The 16,786-nt window shown below is 69.0% G+C and carries 14 protein-coding genes; 3 read left to right on the top strand and 11 right to left on the bottom strand.

Annotated features, from left to right (window positions below; translation table 11 throughout):
* Positions 1-58: 58 nt before the first annotated feature.
* Positions 59-1,399, top strand: a complete 1,341-nt coding sequence (locus ACFOM9_RS09930) for a hypothetical protein (protein WP_386709729.1) — start codon at positions 59-61, stop codon at positions 1,397-1,399.
* A gap of 58 nt (positions 1,400-1,457) precedes the next feature.
* On the opposite strand, the gene sigJ is transcribed toward ACFOM9_RS09930, so the two are convergent.
* From sigJ to ACFOM9_RS09880, 10 genes are all read right to left on the bottom strand, one after another.
* Positions 1,458-2,390 carry an RNA polymerase sigma factor SigJ gene (sigJ, locus tag ACFOM9_RS09925; protein ID WP_386709726.1) on the bottom strand — a complete coding sequence of 311 codons (933 nt, stop codon included), beginning with the start codon at positions 2,388-2,390 and terminating at the stop codon, positions 1,458-1,460.
* 16 nt (positions 2,391-2,406) lie between these two features.
* Entirely contained in the window at positions 2,407-2,838 is a 432-nt protein-coding gene (locus ACFOM9_RS09920; protein ID WP_386709723.1) for a carboxymuconolactone decarboxylase family protein, read from the bottom strand.
* A gap of 195 nt (positions 2,839-3,033) precedes the next feature.
* Positions 3,034-4,419, bottom strand: coding sequence for a M28 family metallopeptidase (locus ACFOM9_RS09915; protein WP_386709721.1), 1,386 nt, complete (start codon positions 4,417-4,419; stop codon positions 3,034-3,036).
* A gap of 69 nt (positions 4,420-4,488) precedes the next feature.
* Positions 4,489-5,523 carry an NADP-dependent oxidoreductase gene (locus ACFOM9_RS09910; RefSeq protein ID WP_386709718.1) on the bottom strand — a complete coding sequence of 345 codons (1,035 nt, stop codon included), beginning with the start codon at positions 5,521-5,523 and terminating at the stop codon, positions 4,489-4,491.
* A 37-nt stretch (positions 5,524-5,560) separates the two neighbouring features.
* The gene (locus ACFOM9_RS09905; RefSeq protein ID WP_386709715.1) at positions 5,561-7,039 is read right to left on the bottom strand and encodes an efflux transporter outer membrane subunit; all 1,479 of its coding nucleotides are present in this window, start codon (positions 7,037-7,039) and stop codon (positions 5,561-5,563) included.
* A 23-nt stretch (positions 7,040-7,062) separates the two neighbouring features.
* Entirely contained in the window at positions 7,063-7,791 is a 729-nt protein-coding gene (locus ACFOM9_RS09900; RefSeq protein WP_386709711.1) for an SDR family oxidoreductase, read from the bottom strand.
* Positions 7,792-7,891: 100 nt separating this feature from the next.
* Entirely contained in the window at positions 7,892-11,077 is a 3,186-nt protein-coding gene (locus ACFOM9_RS09895; protein WP_386709708.1) for an efflux RND transporter permease subunit, read from the bottom strand.
* A gap of 319 nt (positions 11,078-11,396) precedes the next feature.
* Complete coding sequence (locus ACFOM9_RS09890; RefSeq protein WP_386711000.1) at positions 11,397-12,530, bottom strand: efflux RND transporter periplasmic adaptor subunit; 1,134 nt, start codon at positions 12,528-12,530, stop codon at positions 11,397-11,399.
* 125 nt (positions 12,531-12,655) lie between these two features.
* The gene (locus tag ACFOM9_RS09885) at positions 12,656-13,603 is read right to left on the bottom strand and encodes an SDR family NAD(P)-dependent oxidoreductase (protein WP_386709705.1); all 948 of its coding nucleotides are present in this window, start codon (positions 13,601-13,603) and stop codon (positions 12,656-12,658) included.
* The gene (locus tag ACFOM9_RS09880; protein ID WP_386709703.1) at positions 13,600-13,857 is read right to left on the bottom strand and encodes a hypothetical protein; all 258 of its coding nucleotides are present in this window, start codon (positions 13,855-13,857) and stop codon (positions 13,600-13,602) included. The genes ACFOM9_RS09885 and ACFOM9_RS09880 overlap by 4 nt, the downstream gene beginning before the upstream one ends.
* Positions 13,858-13,983: 126 nt before the next feature.
* Between ACFOM9_RS09880 and ACFOM9_RS09875 the strand changes: the two genes are divergently transcribed.
* Both ACFOM9_RS09875 and ACFOM9_RS09870 read left to right on the top strand, forming a co-directional pair.
* A complete protein-coding gene (locus tag ACFOM9_RS09875) occupies positions 13,984-15,042 on the top strand; it encodes a LysR family transcriptional regulator (protein ID WP_386709700.1) in 1,059 nt (352 codons plus the stop codon).
* Between the two features lie 180 nt (positions 15,043-15,222).
* Positions 15,223-15,777, top strand: a complete 555-nt coding sequence (locus tag ACFOM9_RS09870) for a gliding motility protein GldB-related protein (protein ID WP_386709697.1) — start codon at positions 15,223-15,225, stop codon at positions 15,775-15,777.
* Between the two features lie 35 nt (positions 15,778-15,812).
* Here ACFOM9_RS09870 and ACFOM9_RS09865 read toward each other — a convergent pair whose 3' ends face one another.
* The gene (locus ACFOM9_RS09865) at positions 15,813-16,778 is read right to left on the bottom strand and encodes a LysR family transcriptional regulator (protein ID WP_386709694.1); all 966 of its coding nucleotides are present in this window, start codon (positions 16,776-16,778) and stop codon (positions 15,813-15,815) included.
* Positions 16,779-16,786 lie beyond the last annotated feature (8 nt).

Genomic DNA, 16,786 nt, shown 5'->3' with positions numbered 1-16,786 from the left:
CGGCCATCCCTTTTTTTCATGGGATCATGATCTGGATGACGTTTCGCCATTCATTAGCTTGGACGACAACTCGCGGGAGGACCAGTTCATTACTGACGGCTCAATCCGCGTGAACTCAGGGCTCGTTGCAATGGCACGCGTCCACGGGCCATGGCTACTGCTGTTCGCCGCCTGTGCAGCGGTCGTGATCATGCGAAGGCCCGACGTCATCCTCAACCCACAGTTCTGGGCCGAGGACGGCAAAATCTGGTTCGCCAACGCCCATAACCTGGGCGCATGGCACTCCCTCTTTCTGCCACAGAATGGCTATCTGCAGACCGTGTCTCGCCTGGTGGCCGGCATCGCAACGCTCGTGCCGATGCGCTGGGCGCCGCTCACCTTCAATCTTGCGGCGGTCGCGGTGCAGGTTCTACCGGTGCTGCTTCTCAACGGCGGACGCGGTCGTGCGCTGGTGCCATCAGTGGGTGCACGTCTTGTTCTCAGCGTGCTCTATATCGCGCAACCGTACACGACAGAAGTGCATGCCAATCTCACGAATGCGCAGTGGCACTTGGCCGTGTCCGCCGCGCTCGTGTGTTGCTTCGATGACTGGAAGTCCGGACGGCAGGTGGCCACCGATATTGTCCTTGTGGCGCTCTTCTGCGTGAGCGGCCCATTCTGCATCCTGCTGTTGCCCTGTGTTGCCTGGTTGGCGTATCGCAGGCGCGATCGACGCGCGATGTGGTTGCTCGCACTGATTCTTTCTGGCGCCTGCATACAGTTGGCGCTTGCCGTTCCGCAGATGGGAGTCAGCCGCGCTGTCGCTCCGCTTGGTGCCACCTGGCAGGGTTTTCTACGTATCGCGGGTGGGCAAGTCGTACTGGCGGGCCTAATCGGAGACGCGTGGCGCCACGTCTATCTGTTGCCCCCCTGGAGGGAAGGCATAGCCTTGCCCTTCATTGCTGCCACGCTCGGTGCAGCCGTGCTCTGGCGTGCCTGGCGATTGGGAAACGATGGGGCGATCGGTTTCATTGTTTTCACCTTGTTCGTCTTCATCGCGGCACTGTTGTCGCCGCAACTGTCCACCACGGCCCAGTGGGTGATCTGGGAGGTGCCACATGCGGGAGAACGGTACTCGTTCCTGCCAATCCTTGGCTTCTACGCGGCGCTCATGTGCGTGGCTGCATACGATCGCTCGCTCGTCTCGAGGGCGCTGGCGATCGGCATGCTGGGGTGCGTGGTGCTGGTAGCGCTTCCAGCCAGCTGGAAAATCCGCGCGTTTGGGGACTTCGCGTATCGACAACATGTCGAGGCCTATGCCGAAGCGGGGCCGGGGGATGTGGTGAGGATTCCAATCAATCCCGCCGGCTGGTTCATGGAACTGCGAAAGCCAATGGATGCGCAAGAATCAATGCACTAGAGTCGCGCAGAACGATTGGGTCCTATCAGCTGTCTCCCGCGAGCGTCAGAAGGCGCTTTCACGCGATCTGCGGCGCGGCTCCGATCCGCGCCAGCTTGTCCGGGTTGCGCATGATGAACACGTCGGTGAGTAGGCCCGCCTCGTCGTAGGCGAAGGACACCGTTGCGTCGATGTCGCCGCCATCGCGGAACAGGAAGCCTCGGTTGCCGTTGATCGTCGCTTCCTCAAGCTGTCCCGACGCCCACCACGCGTGCAGGCCGGCCTGGATGAAGCGCAGCACTTCCTCCGGCCCGTGCATGACGCGGCGCGCAGCGGACACCTTGCCGCCGCCGTCCGCCGACAGGCGCACGTCGTCGGACAGCAGGCCGGCGAGCGCATCCACCGAGCCGGTAGCGATGGCGGTCCCGAATGCGGCGAGCAGCCGGCGTTGTCGCTCCGGCGGGGTGGCGTGCCGCACCTTCGCCTGTTCGATATGCGCGCGCGCACGCGCCACCAGCTGCCGGCACGCCGGCTCCTGCAGGTCGAGGGTGCGCCCGACCTCGAGGTAGGGCATGTCGAAGATCTCGTGCAGCAGGTAGGCCGCGCGCTCTTTCGGGGTGAGCCGCTGCAGGGCGAGCAGGAAGGCGGTGGTGAGCGAGGAGGCGAGCGCGGCGGCATGCTCTGGCGAGGCGTGCTCTGACCAGGTGTGTTCCGACGCGTGTCCGATGGTGTCGTCGTTGGCGGTCAGCACCGGTTCCGGCAGCCATGGGCCGACATACTCGACCCGCGCCCGGTCGGCCGAGCGCAGGATGTCCAGGCAGTGGCGCGTGCAGACGGTGGTCAGCCAGGCGCGGGGGTTGTCGATGCCGCTGCGGTCGTTGGCCTGCCACTTGAGGAAGGTGTCCTGCACGGCATCCTCAGCATCTGCGCGCGAGCCGAGGATGCGGTAGGCCAGGCCGAGCAGGCCCGGGCGGGCCTGCTCGAACTGTGCGAGGCAATCGCGGACGTCCATCGTCACTGGTCGCGGCTCACTGGTTCGAGATGGAGATGCGGTTCCACAGGTTGATCATCGCCACGTCCGCGCCGAGTGCGGCGACCTCCTGCTCGGTGAAGTGCTCACGCAGCGCGGCCCGAAGCTCCGGCAGCACGGACTGATCGTCGAGCCGCGTCATCGCCTCGGTGAACGCCAGCGCAGCCTTCTCGCGCGGGCTGTAGTCGTCCACGTGCTGCCAGACCACCAGGCGGTCGAGCCGCTCGCTGGTTTCACCGTCCTTGCGTGCGTCGTGGGTATGCATCTTCACGCAGTGCGCGCAGCCGTTGATCTGCGAGGCGCGCAGGACGACCAGGTGGTGGAGCCTGGCATCGAGCCCGAGGGCGTTGATGGCCGGATTGACCTGGGCCAGCACCTGCATGACGGCGGGGGCCTGCTGCGGGTAGCGGATGGTGTTCTCGTTTTTCATGGGGGATTTCCTTGGGATCAGGCGGAGTGCCTTGCCTGATTGACGATCCAGCCAGTCGCCCTGTGACATCCCGGGAGATTGCCGCCATCCGGCCGTGTGTGTGGGAGCGGCCATGGCCGCGACGTCTGGGCGATGCGGATGACGAGCCATCGCGGCCATGGCCGCTCCCACATGGGCCATCCGAGGTGGGCGGGACTACGGCGCGCCGTAACCGCCGAAGCTTCCAGCGGCGCCCGGAAACACCACCGGGCTCTCCGAGCCGTCCTTGCCCACCGCAGCCACGCCGAAGAAGTAATTGTCGATCACCACGTTCTTCAGGGTGTGCTGCGCCACGTCGCCGACGTAGAAGCCGTGCGTCCACTGCGGTTCGGTGGTCAGCCGCCAGTAGACCTTGTAACCGGCGAGGTGCGGCGCCTGCGATGCCGGCGCGCGCTGCCATTTCAACGTGGTATCCGCGCTCACCGCGCCTTCGATCGTGACGTCCGCCGGCGGCGGCGGCGCCGAGGCCATGCCGGCGAGGCTCACCGCGTTGAGCGCGGTCAGCTTGGCGACGTAGTCGAAGTCGACGCCCTCGATCACGTCGCCGTAAGCGATCCCGTCCTCGGTGCGCAGGTCCTGGTGCTGGCGCTGGTAGTTCTCGTTGGTCTCCATCACCCGCACCGCCGGATAGCCGAGGTCGTTGAACGGGCGGTGGTGCCCACCGCGGCCGAAGCGGTCGAGGCGGTAGACCATCATCACGTCGAGGTTGGGCACGTACAGGTCGGCCATGCGGTCGATGTAGCGCGCCAGGTTGCGCGTGGGAGAGTCGACCTCGCCGCCGGTGAAGCGGCGCTGCTTCGCCTCGTCCGTCGTCTCAGTGGCGCGCGTGCCCTCGGCGAAGACGCGGGCGGTGGTGTTGTCGACCACGCCGTTGAGCCCGGCGATGTTGCCGATCATGTCGTTGTTGAGCACCGCCTCGATGCGCCAGCCCTCGGCATGCGCTTTCGCGGCGACGATCTTGCCGCCGAACAGTCCCTGCTCCTCGCCCGACAGCGCCGCGTAGACGATGGTGCCCGGGAACCCGTGCTTCGACAGGATCCGCGCGGCTTCAAGCGTGCCGGCGACGCCCGATGCGTTGTCGTTGGCGCCGGGCGAATCGGAAGTGAAGTCCATGACGTCGGAGACGCGCGAGTCGATGTCGCCGCTCATGATCACGTAGCGGCCGGGATCGGAGGTGCCGCGCTGGATCGCGAGCACGCTGACCACCTCGGTCGGGTCGGGGATGCGCTGCTCGCCCGAGATCGTGCCGGCCACGTCGATGACGTCCAGGCAGCCGCCGCACTGCGATGAGATGCGCTCGAACTCGGCGTGGATCCAGCGCCGCGCGGCACCGATGCCGCGCGTGTCTGATTCTGTGTCCGACAGGGTGTGGCGGGTGCCGTACGACACCAGCTTGCGGATGTCGGCCTCGATGCGCGCGGCGGAGGGCGCGGTGCCGATGTCGTGGAGCAGCGCCTGGGTGGCCGGTGGCGCCATCGGTGGCGCCGCCACCGCGGTCGCGGCAAGGCTTGCGGACAGGGCAACGGCAAGGCGACGGCGCATGGCGCGCTCCAGTGGGTCGATGGAACGCAACCCTACGCCATCGCGGTCCGCGCGCGAACCCGCCGCGCCTCAGTCGTCGCCGACGCGCACCACCACCTTGCCGAAATTGCGGCCTTCGAGCAGGCCGATGAACGCCTCCGGCGCGCGTTCCAAACCCTCGACGCGGTGCTCGCGCTCGGCGATGCGCCCGTCGGCCAGCCACCCGGCCATGTCGCGGCGGAAGGCTTCGAAACGATCCGCATAGTGGTCGAGGATGATCATGCCCTGCATGCGGATGCGCTTCTGCAGCACTGCGGCGAGCAGCGCCGGCCTGTGGTCGACACCGCGGTCCGTGGCGCCGTTGTAGTCGGCGATATGCCCGATCAGGGGGATCCGCGCGCCGACGTTGAGCAGCGGCAGCACGGCGTCCAGCACCGCGCCGCCGACGTTCTCGAAATAGACGTCGATACCGCTTGGACAGGCCTGCGCCAGCCGGCTCGCCAGGTCCTGCGCGTGGCGGTCGAGACAGGCGTCGAAGCCCAGTGCCTCCACGGCGTGCACGCACTTGTCCGCGCCGCCGGCAATGCCGACCACGCGCATGCCCTTGAGCTTTGCGATCTGGCCCACGATCGCGCCGACCGCGCCGGTGGCGGCCGCCACCACCAGCGTTTCGCCGACGCGCGGTCGGCCGATGTCGAGCAGGCCGACGTACGCGGTGAACGCCGGCATGCCCAGCACGCCCAGCGCCTGCGACGGCGACTGCATCGGGCCGAGGGGCGTCAATGCGTTGCCGTCGAGCAGCGCGTGTTCCTGCCAGCCGGCGGGACCGAGCGCCAGGTCGCCTGCGCGCCAGCGCGGATGTCGCGAGGCGACCACGCGGCCGACCGCTTCGCCAACCATCGGCGCGCCCAGTGCGATCGACGACGAGTACACCGGGGCGACCGCGTCCATCTGCTGGCGCATGTACGGATCCAGCGACAGGAACATCGTCCGCAGCAGGACCTGGCCTTCGGCCGGTTCGGGCACCGGGACGTGCTCGAGGCGGAAGTCGGACAGCTGCGGGCGACCGCGTGGACGCGCGGCCAGGACGATGCGACCGCTGGGGGAAGTGGAGTGCACTGGCATGGCTCGGTCGATTGAAGTGGAAGAGGCGTGCGGCGGCCTAGCGTTGCCCGATCGCCTCGCGCACCGGCAGCGTGTCCGGCCAGCCGCCGGCCAGCGCCACGTACAGCGACACCGCGCCCGTCGCGCTGCGCGTGCGGCTGGCGGCGAACGCATCCTGCGCCTCCAGCTGCGTGCGCTCGGCGTCGAGGACCTCGAACAGGTCGACGGCGCCTGCGTCGAAGCGCACCCGCGCCAGGCGCGCGGCGGTGGCGCTGTCGATCGCGGCGCGTTCGAGGTGCGCATCCTCCGTGCGGGCGCGCGCATAGCGCACCAGCGCGTTCTCGGTTTCCTCCAGCGCCAGCAGCACGGTCTGCTCGTAGCGCGCCAGTTCGCCCTCGGCTTCAGCGTCGGAGGCGGCGATGCGCGCGCGCACCCGGCCGATGTCGAGGAACGACCAGTCGATGCCCAGCGCCACGAACCGGGTTTCGCTGCTGCGCTCGAACAGCATGTTGGTGTCGATCGCCTGGCTGCCGATCAGCCCGCCCAGGGTGAAACGCGGAAACAGGTCGGCGGTGGCCACGCCGATGCGCGCGGTGGCCGCGTGCAGGCGCTGCTCGGCCGCGACGATGTCGGGCCGGCGACGCAGCAGTTCGCCCGGGGTCCCGGCATCGAGCTTCGCCGGCAGCGCGGGTAGCGGAACGGCGGGCTGGAGCTGCGCGACCAGCGCGTCCGGAGTCCTGCCGACGAGCACCGCGAGGCGGTGCATGTCGAAGGCGACCTGCGCTTCGAGGGCGGGGATGCGCGCGGAGGTGGCCTCGAGTTGCGCGCGCGCCCGCGCGGTGTCGAACTCGGTACCGCGCCCGGCGCCGAGGCGCGCATCCACCAGGCGCAATGTTTCGCGCTGGTTGTCGGCGTTGTCGCGGGCCACGCGCAGGCGCTCCTGCAGGCCGCGCAGGTCGAAGTAGGTGCGTGCGAGCTCGCCGACGATCGCCACCTGCGCCGATTCGAGGTCAGCGGCGCTGGCGGCGGCGCCTGCGCGGCTGGCTTCCACGCCGCGGCGGATGCGGCCGAACAGGTCCAGCTCCCACGCCGCCGAGATGCCGGCGCTGTAGCTCTCGCCGTCGCGGTCGTCGCGTGACACGCCTGGCGCCTGGTCCGCGCTGGCGCGGCTGTCGCTGCCTTCGGCGCTGGCGGTGACGGTGGGGAAGGAGTCGAACTTCGACCCGCGCAGCAGCGCGTTCGCACGGTCGTAGCTGGCCAGCGCGATGCGCAGGTCGTGGTTGGCGGCGAGCGCCTGCTCGACCAGCGCGGTGAGCTGCGGGTCGCCGAAGCCAAGCCAGAACGCCGGGTCGGCTGCGGTCGCAGGCGGCGTTTCCGCCGCCCCCTCGACCGCGGCCGACGAAGGCGCCGGCTGGCTGAAGGCGTCGGGCACGGCGACGTCGGGTCGCACGAAGTCGGGGCCGACGGTGCACGCCGCCAGCGCGAGTGCGAGCGCGGAGGCGACCAGTGGCCGCGTGATGGTCCGGAAGGTCTGCATGGGGAAGGTCCTCGCTGTCGGGGTCACCACGGCAACACCTGGCCGAGGTGGGTGTAGCTGCCGTTGGGTCCGTCGGCGCCGACCAGCGCCATCGCCACGCTGCCCGATGCGCCGGTGGCGACATCCAGCTCGCCGTGGGCATTCATGTCGGTCTTCACCGAGCCGGGATCCACGGCGTTGACCTTGATCGCGGTGTCGCGCAGCTCGTGCGCCAGGTGCACCGTCCAGGCGTTGAGCGCGGTCTTGGACGCGTCGTAGGCGGGCACTTTCAGGTCGTAGATCTGCGAGTCCGGATCGTTGTGCAGCGCCAGCGACGCCAGGCTGCTCGACAGATTGACGATGCGCCCGGCCGGCGACTTGCGCAGCAGCGGCAGCAGCGCCTGGGTGGTCGCGACCACGCCGAACAGGTTGGTGTCGAAGGTCTGGCGCCAGGCCGGGAGCGGCTGCGCCGACGGCGCGAGGCTGGTGTCGTCGAGGAAAACGCCGGCGTTGTTGACCAGGATGTCGAGACGGCCGTGGCGCTGTTCGATCTCGCGCGCGGCGGCGGCGATGCTGGCCGCATCGGTCACGTCCAGCGCAACGGCTTCCACCGGCAGGCCGTCTGCCTGCAGTGCCAGCGACGCTTCCACCGCGCGGCCGCGGTCGCGCCCGGCGAGCAGGGTATGGACGCCCTGCGTGGCCAGCTGGCGCACGGTTTCCAGTCCGATGCCGCGGGTGGCGCCGGTGACCAGTGCGATCTTGTCGTGATGCATGTGCTTGCTCCAGAAAGAGGGGAAGAAGCCGCGCGTCGCACGCGGCCATCGGGTTTGGGTGTCGTCCCCGGCGCGCGTCCATGCGCCAACCGGGATGCCATCAGAGGGGGCGCGTCTCCAGCGCAGGCGGGGCGCCGTGCGCGGCGGCGTCGTCGTGGCGCACCAGCGGCCGCTTCACCAGCTTGCGCAGCGCGACGTAGAACACCGGCGTCAGGAACAGGCCGAACACGGTCACGCCGATCATTCCGGCGAACACGGTGATGCCGGTGGCCGAGCGGACCTCGGCGCCGGCGCCGTGCGAGAGCACCAGCGGCACGGTGCCGGCGATGAACGCGATCGAGGTCATCACGATCGGACGCAGGCGCAGGCGGCAGGCTTCCAGGGCCGATTCCACGATGCCCTTGCCCTGCATCTCCAGCTCGCGCGCGAACTCCACGATCAGGATCGCGTTCTTGCACGCCAGCCCCATCAGCACCACCAGCCCGACCTGCACGAACACGTTGTTGTCGCCGCCGGTCAGCCACACGCCCAGCAGTGCCGAGAGCATGCACATCGGCACGATCAGGATCACCGCCAGCGGCAGGGTCCAGCTCTCGTACAGCGCAGCCAGCACCAGGAAGGCAAGCAGGATCGCCAGCGGGAACACCACCAGCGCCGCCTTGCCCTGGGTCGACTGCTGGTAGCTCAGGTCGGTCCACTCGATCTGCATGCCGTTGGGCAGCACCTTCGACGCCAGCTGCTCCAGCGTGCCCATCGCCTGCGCCGACGACAGCATCCGCGGGTCCGCTTCGCCAGCCAGGTCCGCGGCCGGGTAGCCGTTGTAGCGCAGCACCGGGTCGGGGCCGTAGGTCTGGTGGATCTTCACCATCGAGCCGATCGGCACCATCTCGCCGCGGTCGTTGCGGGTGCGCAGGTTGCCGATGTCCTGCACGTCGTCTCGGAAGCGCGCGTCGGCCTGCGCGATCACCTGCCAGGTACGGCCGAACTCGTTGAAGTCGTTGACGTAGGCCGAGCCCAGGTAGGTCTGCAGCGTGTCGAACAATTCGGTCAGCGGCACGCCCTGCGCCTTGGCCTTGACCCGGTCCACTTCCGCGTCGAGCTGCGGCACGTTGGCCTGGTAGCTGGTGATCGGGAAGCCCATGCCCGGCGTCTGCGAAATCGCGCCCTGCATGCCGGCCACCGCATCCTGCAGTGCGCCGTAGCCGAGGTTGCCGCGGTCCTCGATGAACATCTGGTAGCCGTTGCCGTTGCCGAGGCCAAGGATCGGCGGCGGCATCAGCGAGAAGGCGAAGCCTTCCTGCAGCCCGGCGATCTTCTGGTTGATCTCGGCGTTGATCTCGGCCGCGCTGCGGTGGCGCTTGTTGGCCGGTTCCAGCGGCAGGAACACCACACCGGTGTTGGGCGTATTGGTGAACTGCAGCGCGTTCAGGCCCGGGAACGCGATCGAATGCGCCACGCCCTCGGTATGCATCGCGATGTCGGCCACCTTCGACAGCATGGCGTCGGTGCGCGCGATCGACGACCCCTCCGGCAGCTTCACGCCGGCGATCAGGTACAGCTTGTCCTGGGTGGGAATGAAGCCCGCCGGCACGGCCTTGAACATCAGGCCGGTGGAGGCCAGCAGCACCGCGTACACCAAGAACACCGCGCCGCGGCGGCCGAGTGTGCGCGACACCACGCCCTGATAGCGGTCGGAGCTGCGCTTGAAGAAGCGGTTGAACGGCCGGAACAGCCAGCCGAACAGGCGGTCGATCAGGCGCGTCGGCCGGTCCTTCGGCGCGTCATGCGCACGCAGCAGGCGCGCGGCCAGCGCCGGCGACAGGGTCAGCGAGTTGATCGCCGAGATCACCGTCGAGATCGCGATCGTCACGGCGAACTGCTTGTAGAACTGCCCGGTGACGCCCGACAGGAACGCCATCGGCACGAACACCGCGCACAGCACCAGCGCGATCGCGATGATCGGCCCGGAGACCTCGCGCATCGCCTGATGGGCTGCGGCGAGCGGCGTGAGCCCTTCCTCGATGTTGCGCTCGACGTTCTCCACCACCACGATCGCGTCGTCGACCACGATGCCGATCGCCAGCACCAGCCCGAACAGGCTCAGCGTGTTGATCGAGAAGCCGAGCAGGTGCAGCGCCGCGAACGTGCCGACGATCGACACCGGCACCGCGATCAGCGGGATGATCGACGCGCGCCAGGTCTGCAGGAACAGGATCACCACCAGCACCACCAGCACCACCGCTTCGAGCAGGGTGGTCACCACGGCCTTGATCGAGTCGCGCACGAAGATCGTGGTGTCGTAGACCGCCTCGTACTTGATGCCGTCGGGGAAGCGCGCCGACATGTCGTCCATCGTCGCGATCACCGCGTCGCGGATCTCGAGCGCGTTGGCACCCGGCGCCTGGAAAATGCCGATGCCAACGGCGTTCTTGCCGTCGAGCTTGGAGCGCAGGGTGTAGTCGCCGGCGCCCAGTTCCAGCCGCGCGACGTCGGACAGGCGCACCACCTCGCCATCGTTGCCTGCCTTGAGCACGATGTTGCCGAACTCCTGCTCGGTGTGCAGGCGTCCTTGCGCGTTGATCAGGGTGAGGAAGTCGCTGTCGGGCATCGGTTCGGCGCCGAGCTGGCCGGCCGAGACCTGCACGTTCTGCTCGCGCATCGCGCGCACCACGTCGCCTGCCGTGAGGCCGCGCGAGGCGATCTTGTCCGGGTCGAGCCAGGCGCGCATCGCGTAGTCGCCGCCGCCGAACACCTGCGCGTCGCCGACGCCGGTGATGCGCGACAGCGCGTCCTTGACGTGCAGGCGCGCGTAGTTGCGCAGGTACAGGGTGTCGTACTTGCCGTTGGGCGAGGTCAGGTGCACCACCATCAGGAAGGTGGGCGACTGCTTCTGCGTGGTCACGCCCTGCCGGCGCACGTCCTCGGGCAGCCGCGCCAGCGCCTGGCTGACGCGGTTCTGCACGCGCACGGTGGCGTCGTCGGCGTCCGTGCCGGGGCGGAAGGTCACCGTCATCTGCAGCACGCCGTCGGAACCGGCGACGGACTTGGTGTACATCATGTCCTCGACGCCGTTGATCGCTTCCTCCAGCGGCGTGGCCACGGTCTCGGCGATCACCTTCGGGTTGGCGCCCGGGTACACGGTGCGCACCACCACCGACGGCGGCACGACTTCGGGGTACTCGCCGATCGGCAGCAGCGGGATCGAGATCAGGCCGGCGGCGAAGATCACGATCGACAGCACCGCGGCGAAGATCGGGCGATCGATGAAGAATCTGGAGAAGTCCATGTGAGTGTCCTGAGGTTCTGGCCCCTCCCCCTGCGGAGGCAGGGGGAGGTTGGGAGGGGGTGCTGTCGGAGCCGGCGCAGCCTTGCGGAAGTTGTCGCGGGTGCCTGCGTCACTCCTCCCCAACCCTCCCCTGCCTTCGCTAGGGAGGGATCTGAGTGAAAAGCCGGTCGGCCTTCCCCGCGCGGGGAGAGGGGATTCGCGGGGAAGGCCGGCGGCAAGCGGTGTGCACGGTGATGCGTCCGCATCGGCAGTGCGTCGGGCGGGGAGCCTCGGGCGAGCGTTTGGAAGAGCTCGCGGCTGGAGCCGCTCCTACAAGGGGCTACTTCATTGCGACCTGCTGTTCCGGCGCCGGTGCGTCGGCACCCATGGCGATGGTCTTGGGCGCGACCGGCATGCCAGGCATGAACACCTTCTGCACGCCGTGCACGATCACCTTGTCCTTCGGGCCGAGGCCCGACTCGACCACGCGCAGGCCGTCGATCATCCGGCCCAGCTGCACGTCCTTGCGCACCGCCTTGTTGTCGGCGCCGAGCACGTAGACGTACTTGCGGTCCTGGTCGGTGAGCACGGCCTTGTCGTCGATCAGCATCGCCTTGAACTCGCCGCTGCCCTGCACCTGCACGCGCGCGAACAGGCCCGGGGTCAGGGAGCGGTCGGCGTTGGGCAGCACCGCGCGGGCGCGGATGGTGCCGGTGGCCGGGTCGACCTGGTTGTCGACGAAGTCCACCGTGCCTTCGTGCGGGAAGCCGGTCTCGTTGGCCAGGCCGACGCGCACCGGGTTGCTCGAACGCGTGCGTTCGCCCTTGCGCGCCAGCTCGCCGTAGCGCAGGTAGGTCTGCTCGTCGCTCTCGAAGTACACGTACATCGGGTCCTGCGAGACCAGCGTTGTCAGCAGCGTGGCGTCGGCCTGGGCAAGGTTGCCCTCGGTGACCATGGCGCGGCCGATGCGGCCGTTGATCGGCGCGCGCACCTGGGTGAACTGCAGGTCGAGCGCGGCGGCGGCGACGGCGGCCTCGGCCGCGCGCACGCCGGCGTCGCCCTGCGCGGTGGCGGCCTTGCGGGTCTCGAACTCCTCGCGCGAGATCGCCTTGGCTTCGATCAGTGCCTGCGCGCGCGCGTCCTGCGCCTGGGCGAGCTTCGCCTCGGCACGGGCGCGCTGCAGCTGCGCCTGGGCCTTGTCGAGCGCGGCGCGGTACGGACGCGGGTCGATCACGAACAACAGCTCGCCCTTCTTCACTTCCTGGCCTTCGTCGAATGCGACCCGCTGCACGTAGCCGCTCACGCGCGGGCGCAGTTCCACCGACTCGACGGCAGTGACGCGGCCGTTGAAGGTGTCCCACTGGTGCACGGACTTGCTCAGCACGGTGGCGACGCTGACCTCGGGCGGTGGCGGCATGCCGGCGCCGGGCGCGGCCTCGCTGCTGCCGCAGGCGGAGACGACCACGGCGATCATCGAGGCGAGCGCAAGCACCGCCAGCGATGCGCGGACGGGGGCGCGACGGGTTGGCTTGCCCGGGCCACCGGATCGGATCGCGGCGCGGAAACTCGGGGACTGGCGGACGGTGGAGGATTGGACGTTCATCGAGGGGAGGTTTCCTGGCTGGATTTGGGGCGGGGGCCACCGAGCTGGTCGAGCAGGGTGCGCGCGTCCTGCAGACAGCGTGCTGGCAGCAGGTCGCGCTGGCGTTCCGGTTCTTGCGGTGGCATCGGGGGAGGGCGGTCGCGCGAAGGCGCCGCGGTTGGTGAAGCGTCGGCGGGCTGCGGCCTGGCCGGCGCGGACAGCGTCGAATGGTCCAGGTCGTCGCTCCACAGGTCGAAACCCAGCGGTTGCGCCGCGCCATAGCGGACCACCGCCTGGGTGGGCTGGCGGCCGCGCTGGTCGAGCATGTCCAGCGCGCGCCGTGCGATCGCATCCGCGCTCGGCCAGCCGCTGCAGGCATGGCGCGCGTTGGTCTCGGTGCGCGCCGGCGAATCGACCGCGAGCAGCTGGACGTGGACGGGGAAGGCGCGGGCTTCGTCGTGCAGCACCCGCGCGAGCATCTGCAGCGCCGCCGCGCCGATCGAGCGGTGGCCGTACCCGGCCCAAGGGTGTTCGGCGCCGGGCCCGCCGATCAGCACGTAGCCGCCGTTCCCGTGCGAGGCCAGCAGCGGCAGCAGGTGGCGGGCGGCGAACAGGTGCGGCAGCAGGTCCTCGTCCAGTCGCCGGCGCAGGAATTCGGCCGGCTCGTCGAGCACCCGCCCGCGGCCGCAGTCGCCGCAGATCGCGGCGACCACGCCGGACAGCGGCCGGTCGAGTTCGCGCAGCCGCTGCGCCAGCGCCGCGGCCTGCCCGTCGCTGCCGACAGAAGCGGCGAGCGTGGTGATGTCGGCATGGGGGTGGTGGGCGCGCAGGGTCGACAGCGCGCCGGCGTCGCGGGCGATCGCGATCACCGGCTGCCCGGCCCTGCCCGCGGCATCGACCACGGCGCTGCCGAGGGCGCCGGTCGCACCAAGAACCACCAGGTTGTGACGCGGGATAGTGCTCATTGTCCCGCTCCCGGGATTTTGTCTCCCGAAAAGCCGGTTCCTGCGCCCGCATCGGGGCCGGCCAGCACCGCATCGACCAGGGGCAGCAGCAGCATCGTCAGAGGCATCGCCAACAGCGCGGCGAGGCCCACGGACTCCCAGAACGAGACTTCAAGCCATTGATTGAAAACGAAGGAGGCCAGCAGCAGCACGTCGATCAGGGCGAACGCGACCAGGCTGGACTGGAGCAGGCGACGGCGGGCAGGGGGGCGCATGGCGGCGACTCACGGAGCGGGATGCGGCACAAGGTAAGCCTCGAGCCGGCACTTGATTAGCCGGTGAATCGGGGAATAATTGTCCCTCGTCTGGGCCAATGCCCTGACCCCCATCGGAGCATCGCCATGGCTCGGGATCTCAACGACACCCTGGTTTTCGTCAAAGTGGTGGAGCAGGGCAGCTTCATCGCCGCTGCCCGCACCCTGCGCCTGCCCAAGACCACCGTCAGCCGCAAAGTGCAGGAACTCGAAACGCGCCTGGGCGCGCAGCTGCTGCACCGGACCACGCGCAAGCTCGGCCTCACCGAGGCCGGCAACGTCTATTACGAACACAGCCAGCGCATCGCGCGCGAACTCGACGAAGCCGAGAGCGCGGTCGGCCAGCTGCAGGGCGGGCCGCGCGGATGGCTGCGCATCACGGCGCCGTATTCGCTCGGCATCGAGCGCATCGCGCCGCTGCTCGGCGAGTTCCACGCGCGCCATCCCGAGGTGCGCGTCGAGATGCTGTTGTCCAACGAATCGCTGGATCTGATCGACAAGGAGATCGACGTCGCGCTGCGCATGGGTGCGTTGCCCGACTCCAACCTGGTCGCGCGCAAGCTCACCGTGCTGCGGACCCAGGTCTACGCCAGCCCAGCCTATCTCGAGCGCCACGGCGAGCCGCTGCATCCGGACGACCTGCAGCACCACCGCACCCTGGGCATGCAGAAGATGCATCGCAACAACCACTACTTCTGGCCGCTGAGCGACGGCGAGAACATGGTGGAATATCCGATCGACCCGATCATGGTCGCCAATGACCCGGCCGCGGTGCGCGGCGCGCTGCTGTGCGGCGAAGGCCTGATGCTGGCCAGCGACATCATGGTCAAGGCCTATGCGGAGAAGGGCTACATCCGCCGCGTGCTGGCCGGCTGGGCCGGGCCGGAGTTCGAGCTCAACGCGCTGTTCCCGCGCGGCCAGGTGACCTCGCCCAAGATCCGCGCCTTCGTCGACTTCCTGGTCGAGCGGCTGAGCTTCGATTCGGACTACATGCAGGTGCTCTGCCCGGATGCGCGTGCCCGCTGCAAGGCGGCGAAGAAGGCGGCCGACACCGCGACCACGGTCGACGCCGAGCTGGCGCGTGCGTCGAAGCGCAGCGCGAACGCGGAGGAAGCGCGCGACGACGAGGACGTCGAACTGGTGTAATTTCCGGCGGGTCAGGGCGACTGCAGAAAGCCCTTCCCCTTCAAGGGGGCGGGCAGGGGTTCTCCACCGCCGCGGCAAAGCAACCCATCCCTATCCAACCCTCCCTTGAAGGGGAGGCTGATACCGGCGCGACGCTTCTCTGGCGCTGATGCCTTCGCACAACCCACCGGCAGGGTCTTCATGAATCACGCAGTACGCTCGATGGGCATTGGTGCCGTGCTTTGCGTGTGGTCTGCCTCGCTCGCCGCCATGGCTGCGGACGCGGTCTACGTACCGGTGCGTGCCGCGACGGCCGGGTCTGTCATCCAGACCACTGACGTCGACCGGTTCTATCGGGTCTATGACGCGGCCGGCGGCCATCCGACCGCCGAACAGATCCAGCGCGACTATCTCGACCAGGGCTCCGAAGGGCTGCAGGTGCTGGCGCGGGAACGCAACGTCACCGGCCAGCGGATCGCCTATTCGCGCAACGCCGCCGAAGCCGTCGGCCGCGAGCTGGAGATCGAGACCCGCTTTGCCGCGGACATCGACAAGACCGATCTGTCGGACTGGGTCTACAACGCCACGCCCGACACCCCAGGCGACCTCGGCTACTGGGTGGGCTACCGGATCGCCAAGGCGTATTACCGGAACGCGCCCGACAAGCGCCAGGCGTTGCGCGACATCATGGACATGGAAGACCCCAAGGCCTTCCTCGAAAAAAGCGGCTGGTACCCGGGCATCGAGCTCGACTAGCGGGCCGCTCCCACAAGAGCATGAATCCGGAATCGCTAGCGCGCCGAATGGCCGCTCGCGTCATGCTCGCGGGTGAACAGGTCGGGCTTGATCAGGTCGACGAACGCGCGCGCCTGCGACGACAGGTACTTGCCCTTGCGCATCACCACGCCATAGCTGCGCATCGGGAACCAGCGCGCCAGCGAGCGCGCGGCCAGGCGTTCGCGGTCGGCGTCGGTCAGGCAGATCGAAGTGACGATGCTGATCCCCAGGCCCATCGCCACGTACTGCTTGATCACTTCCCAGCCGCCGACCTCCAGCGCCACCGCGTAAGGCACGCGGTTCTGCTGGAACACCAGGTCGACCAGGCGATAGGTGGTCAGGCGCTTGGGCGGCAGGATCAGGCCGTAGGGCGAGAGGTCGGCCAGCGCCAGCTCGCGCTTGTTGGCCAGCGGATGGCCGGGTGGGGTGATCAGCATCGGGTCGAAGCGGTAGACCGGCGCGTAGTCGAGGTCGGCGGGCACGTCGAGCATCGAGCCCACGGCCAGATCCACCTCGTCCGAGCGCAGCAGGTCCAGCCCGCCGGCGCCGGTGACGTTGTGCAGGATCAGGCGCACGTCGGGCTGCGCGGCGCGGAAGGCCTCCACGATCTTGGGCAGCAGGTACAGGATCGTCGAGCTGCCCGCGGCCACGTGCAGCTCGCCAGCGTCCAGTCCGCGCAGCTTCTCGCGGAACGCGCCGCCCAGGCCGTCGATCCCCTCCACCAGCGGCCGCGCTAGTTCATACAGGGTTTCGCCCTCGCGGGTCGGCACCAGGCGCCGGCCGCTGCGCTCGAACAGGCGCACCCCCAGCTCGCGCTCCAGCGCCTGTAGTTGCTGGGTCACCGCCGGCTGGCTCACGTACAGCGCCTCGGCCGCCCGTGAGACCGAGCCCAGCCGGGCGGTCTGGCAGAACGCCCGCAGGGGCTTGAGGCGGTCAGCCTTGTAGGCAAAACGCGGGGCCGGAGCCCGGTTTTCAGCCATTTCCAGAC

Source organism: Luteimonas notoginsengisoli, from assembly GCF_042648885.1.
Classification (GTDB): Bacteria; Pseudomonadota; Gammaproteobacteria; order Xanthomonadales; family Xanthomonadaceae; genus Luteimonas; species Luteimonas notoginsengisoli.
This window is presented reverse-complemented; position numbering and strand designations above follow the sequence as displayed.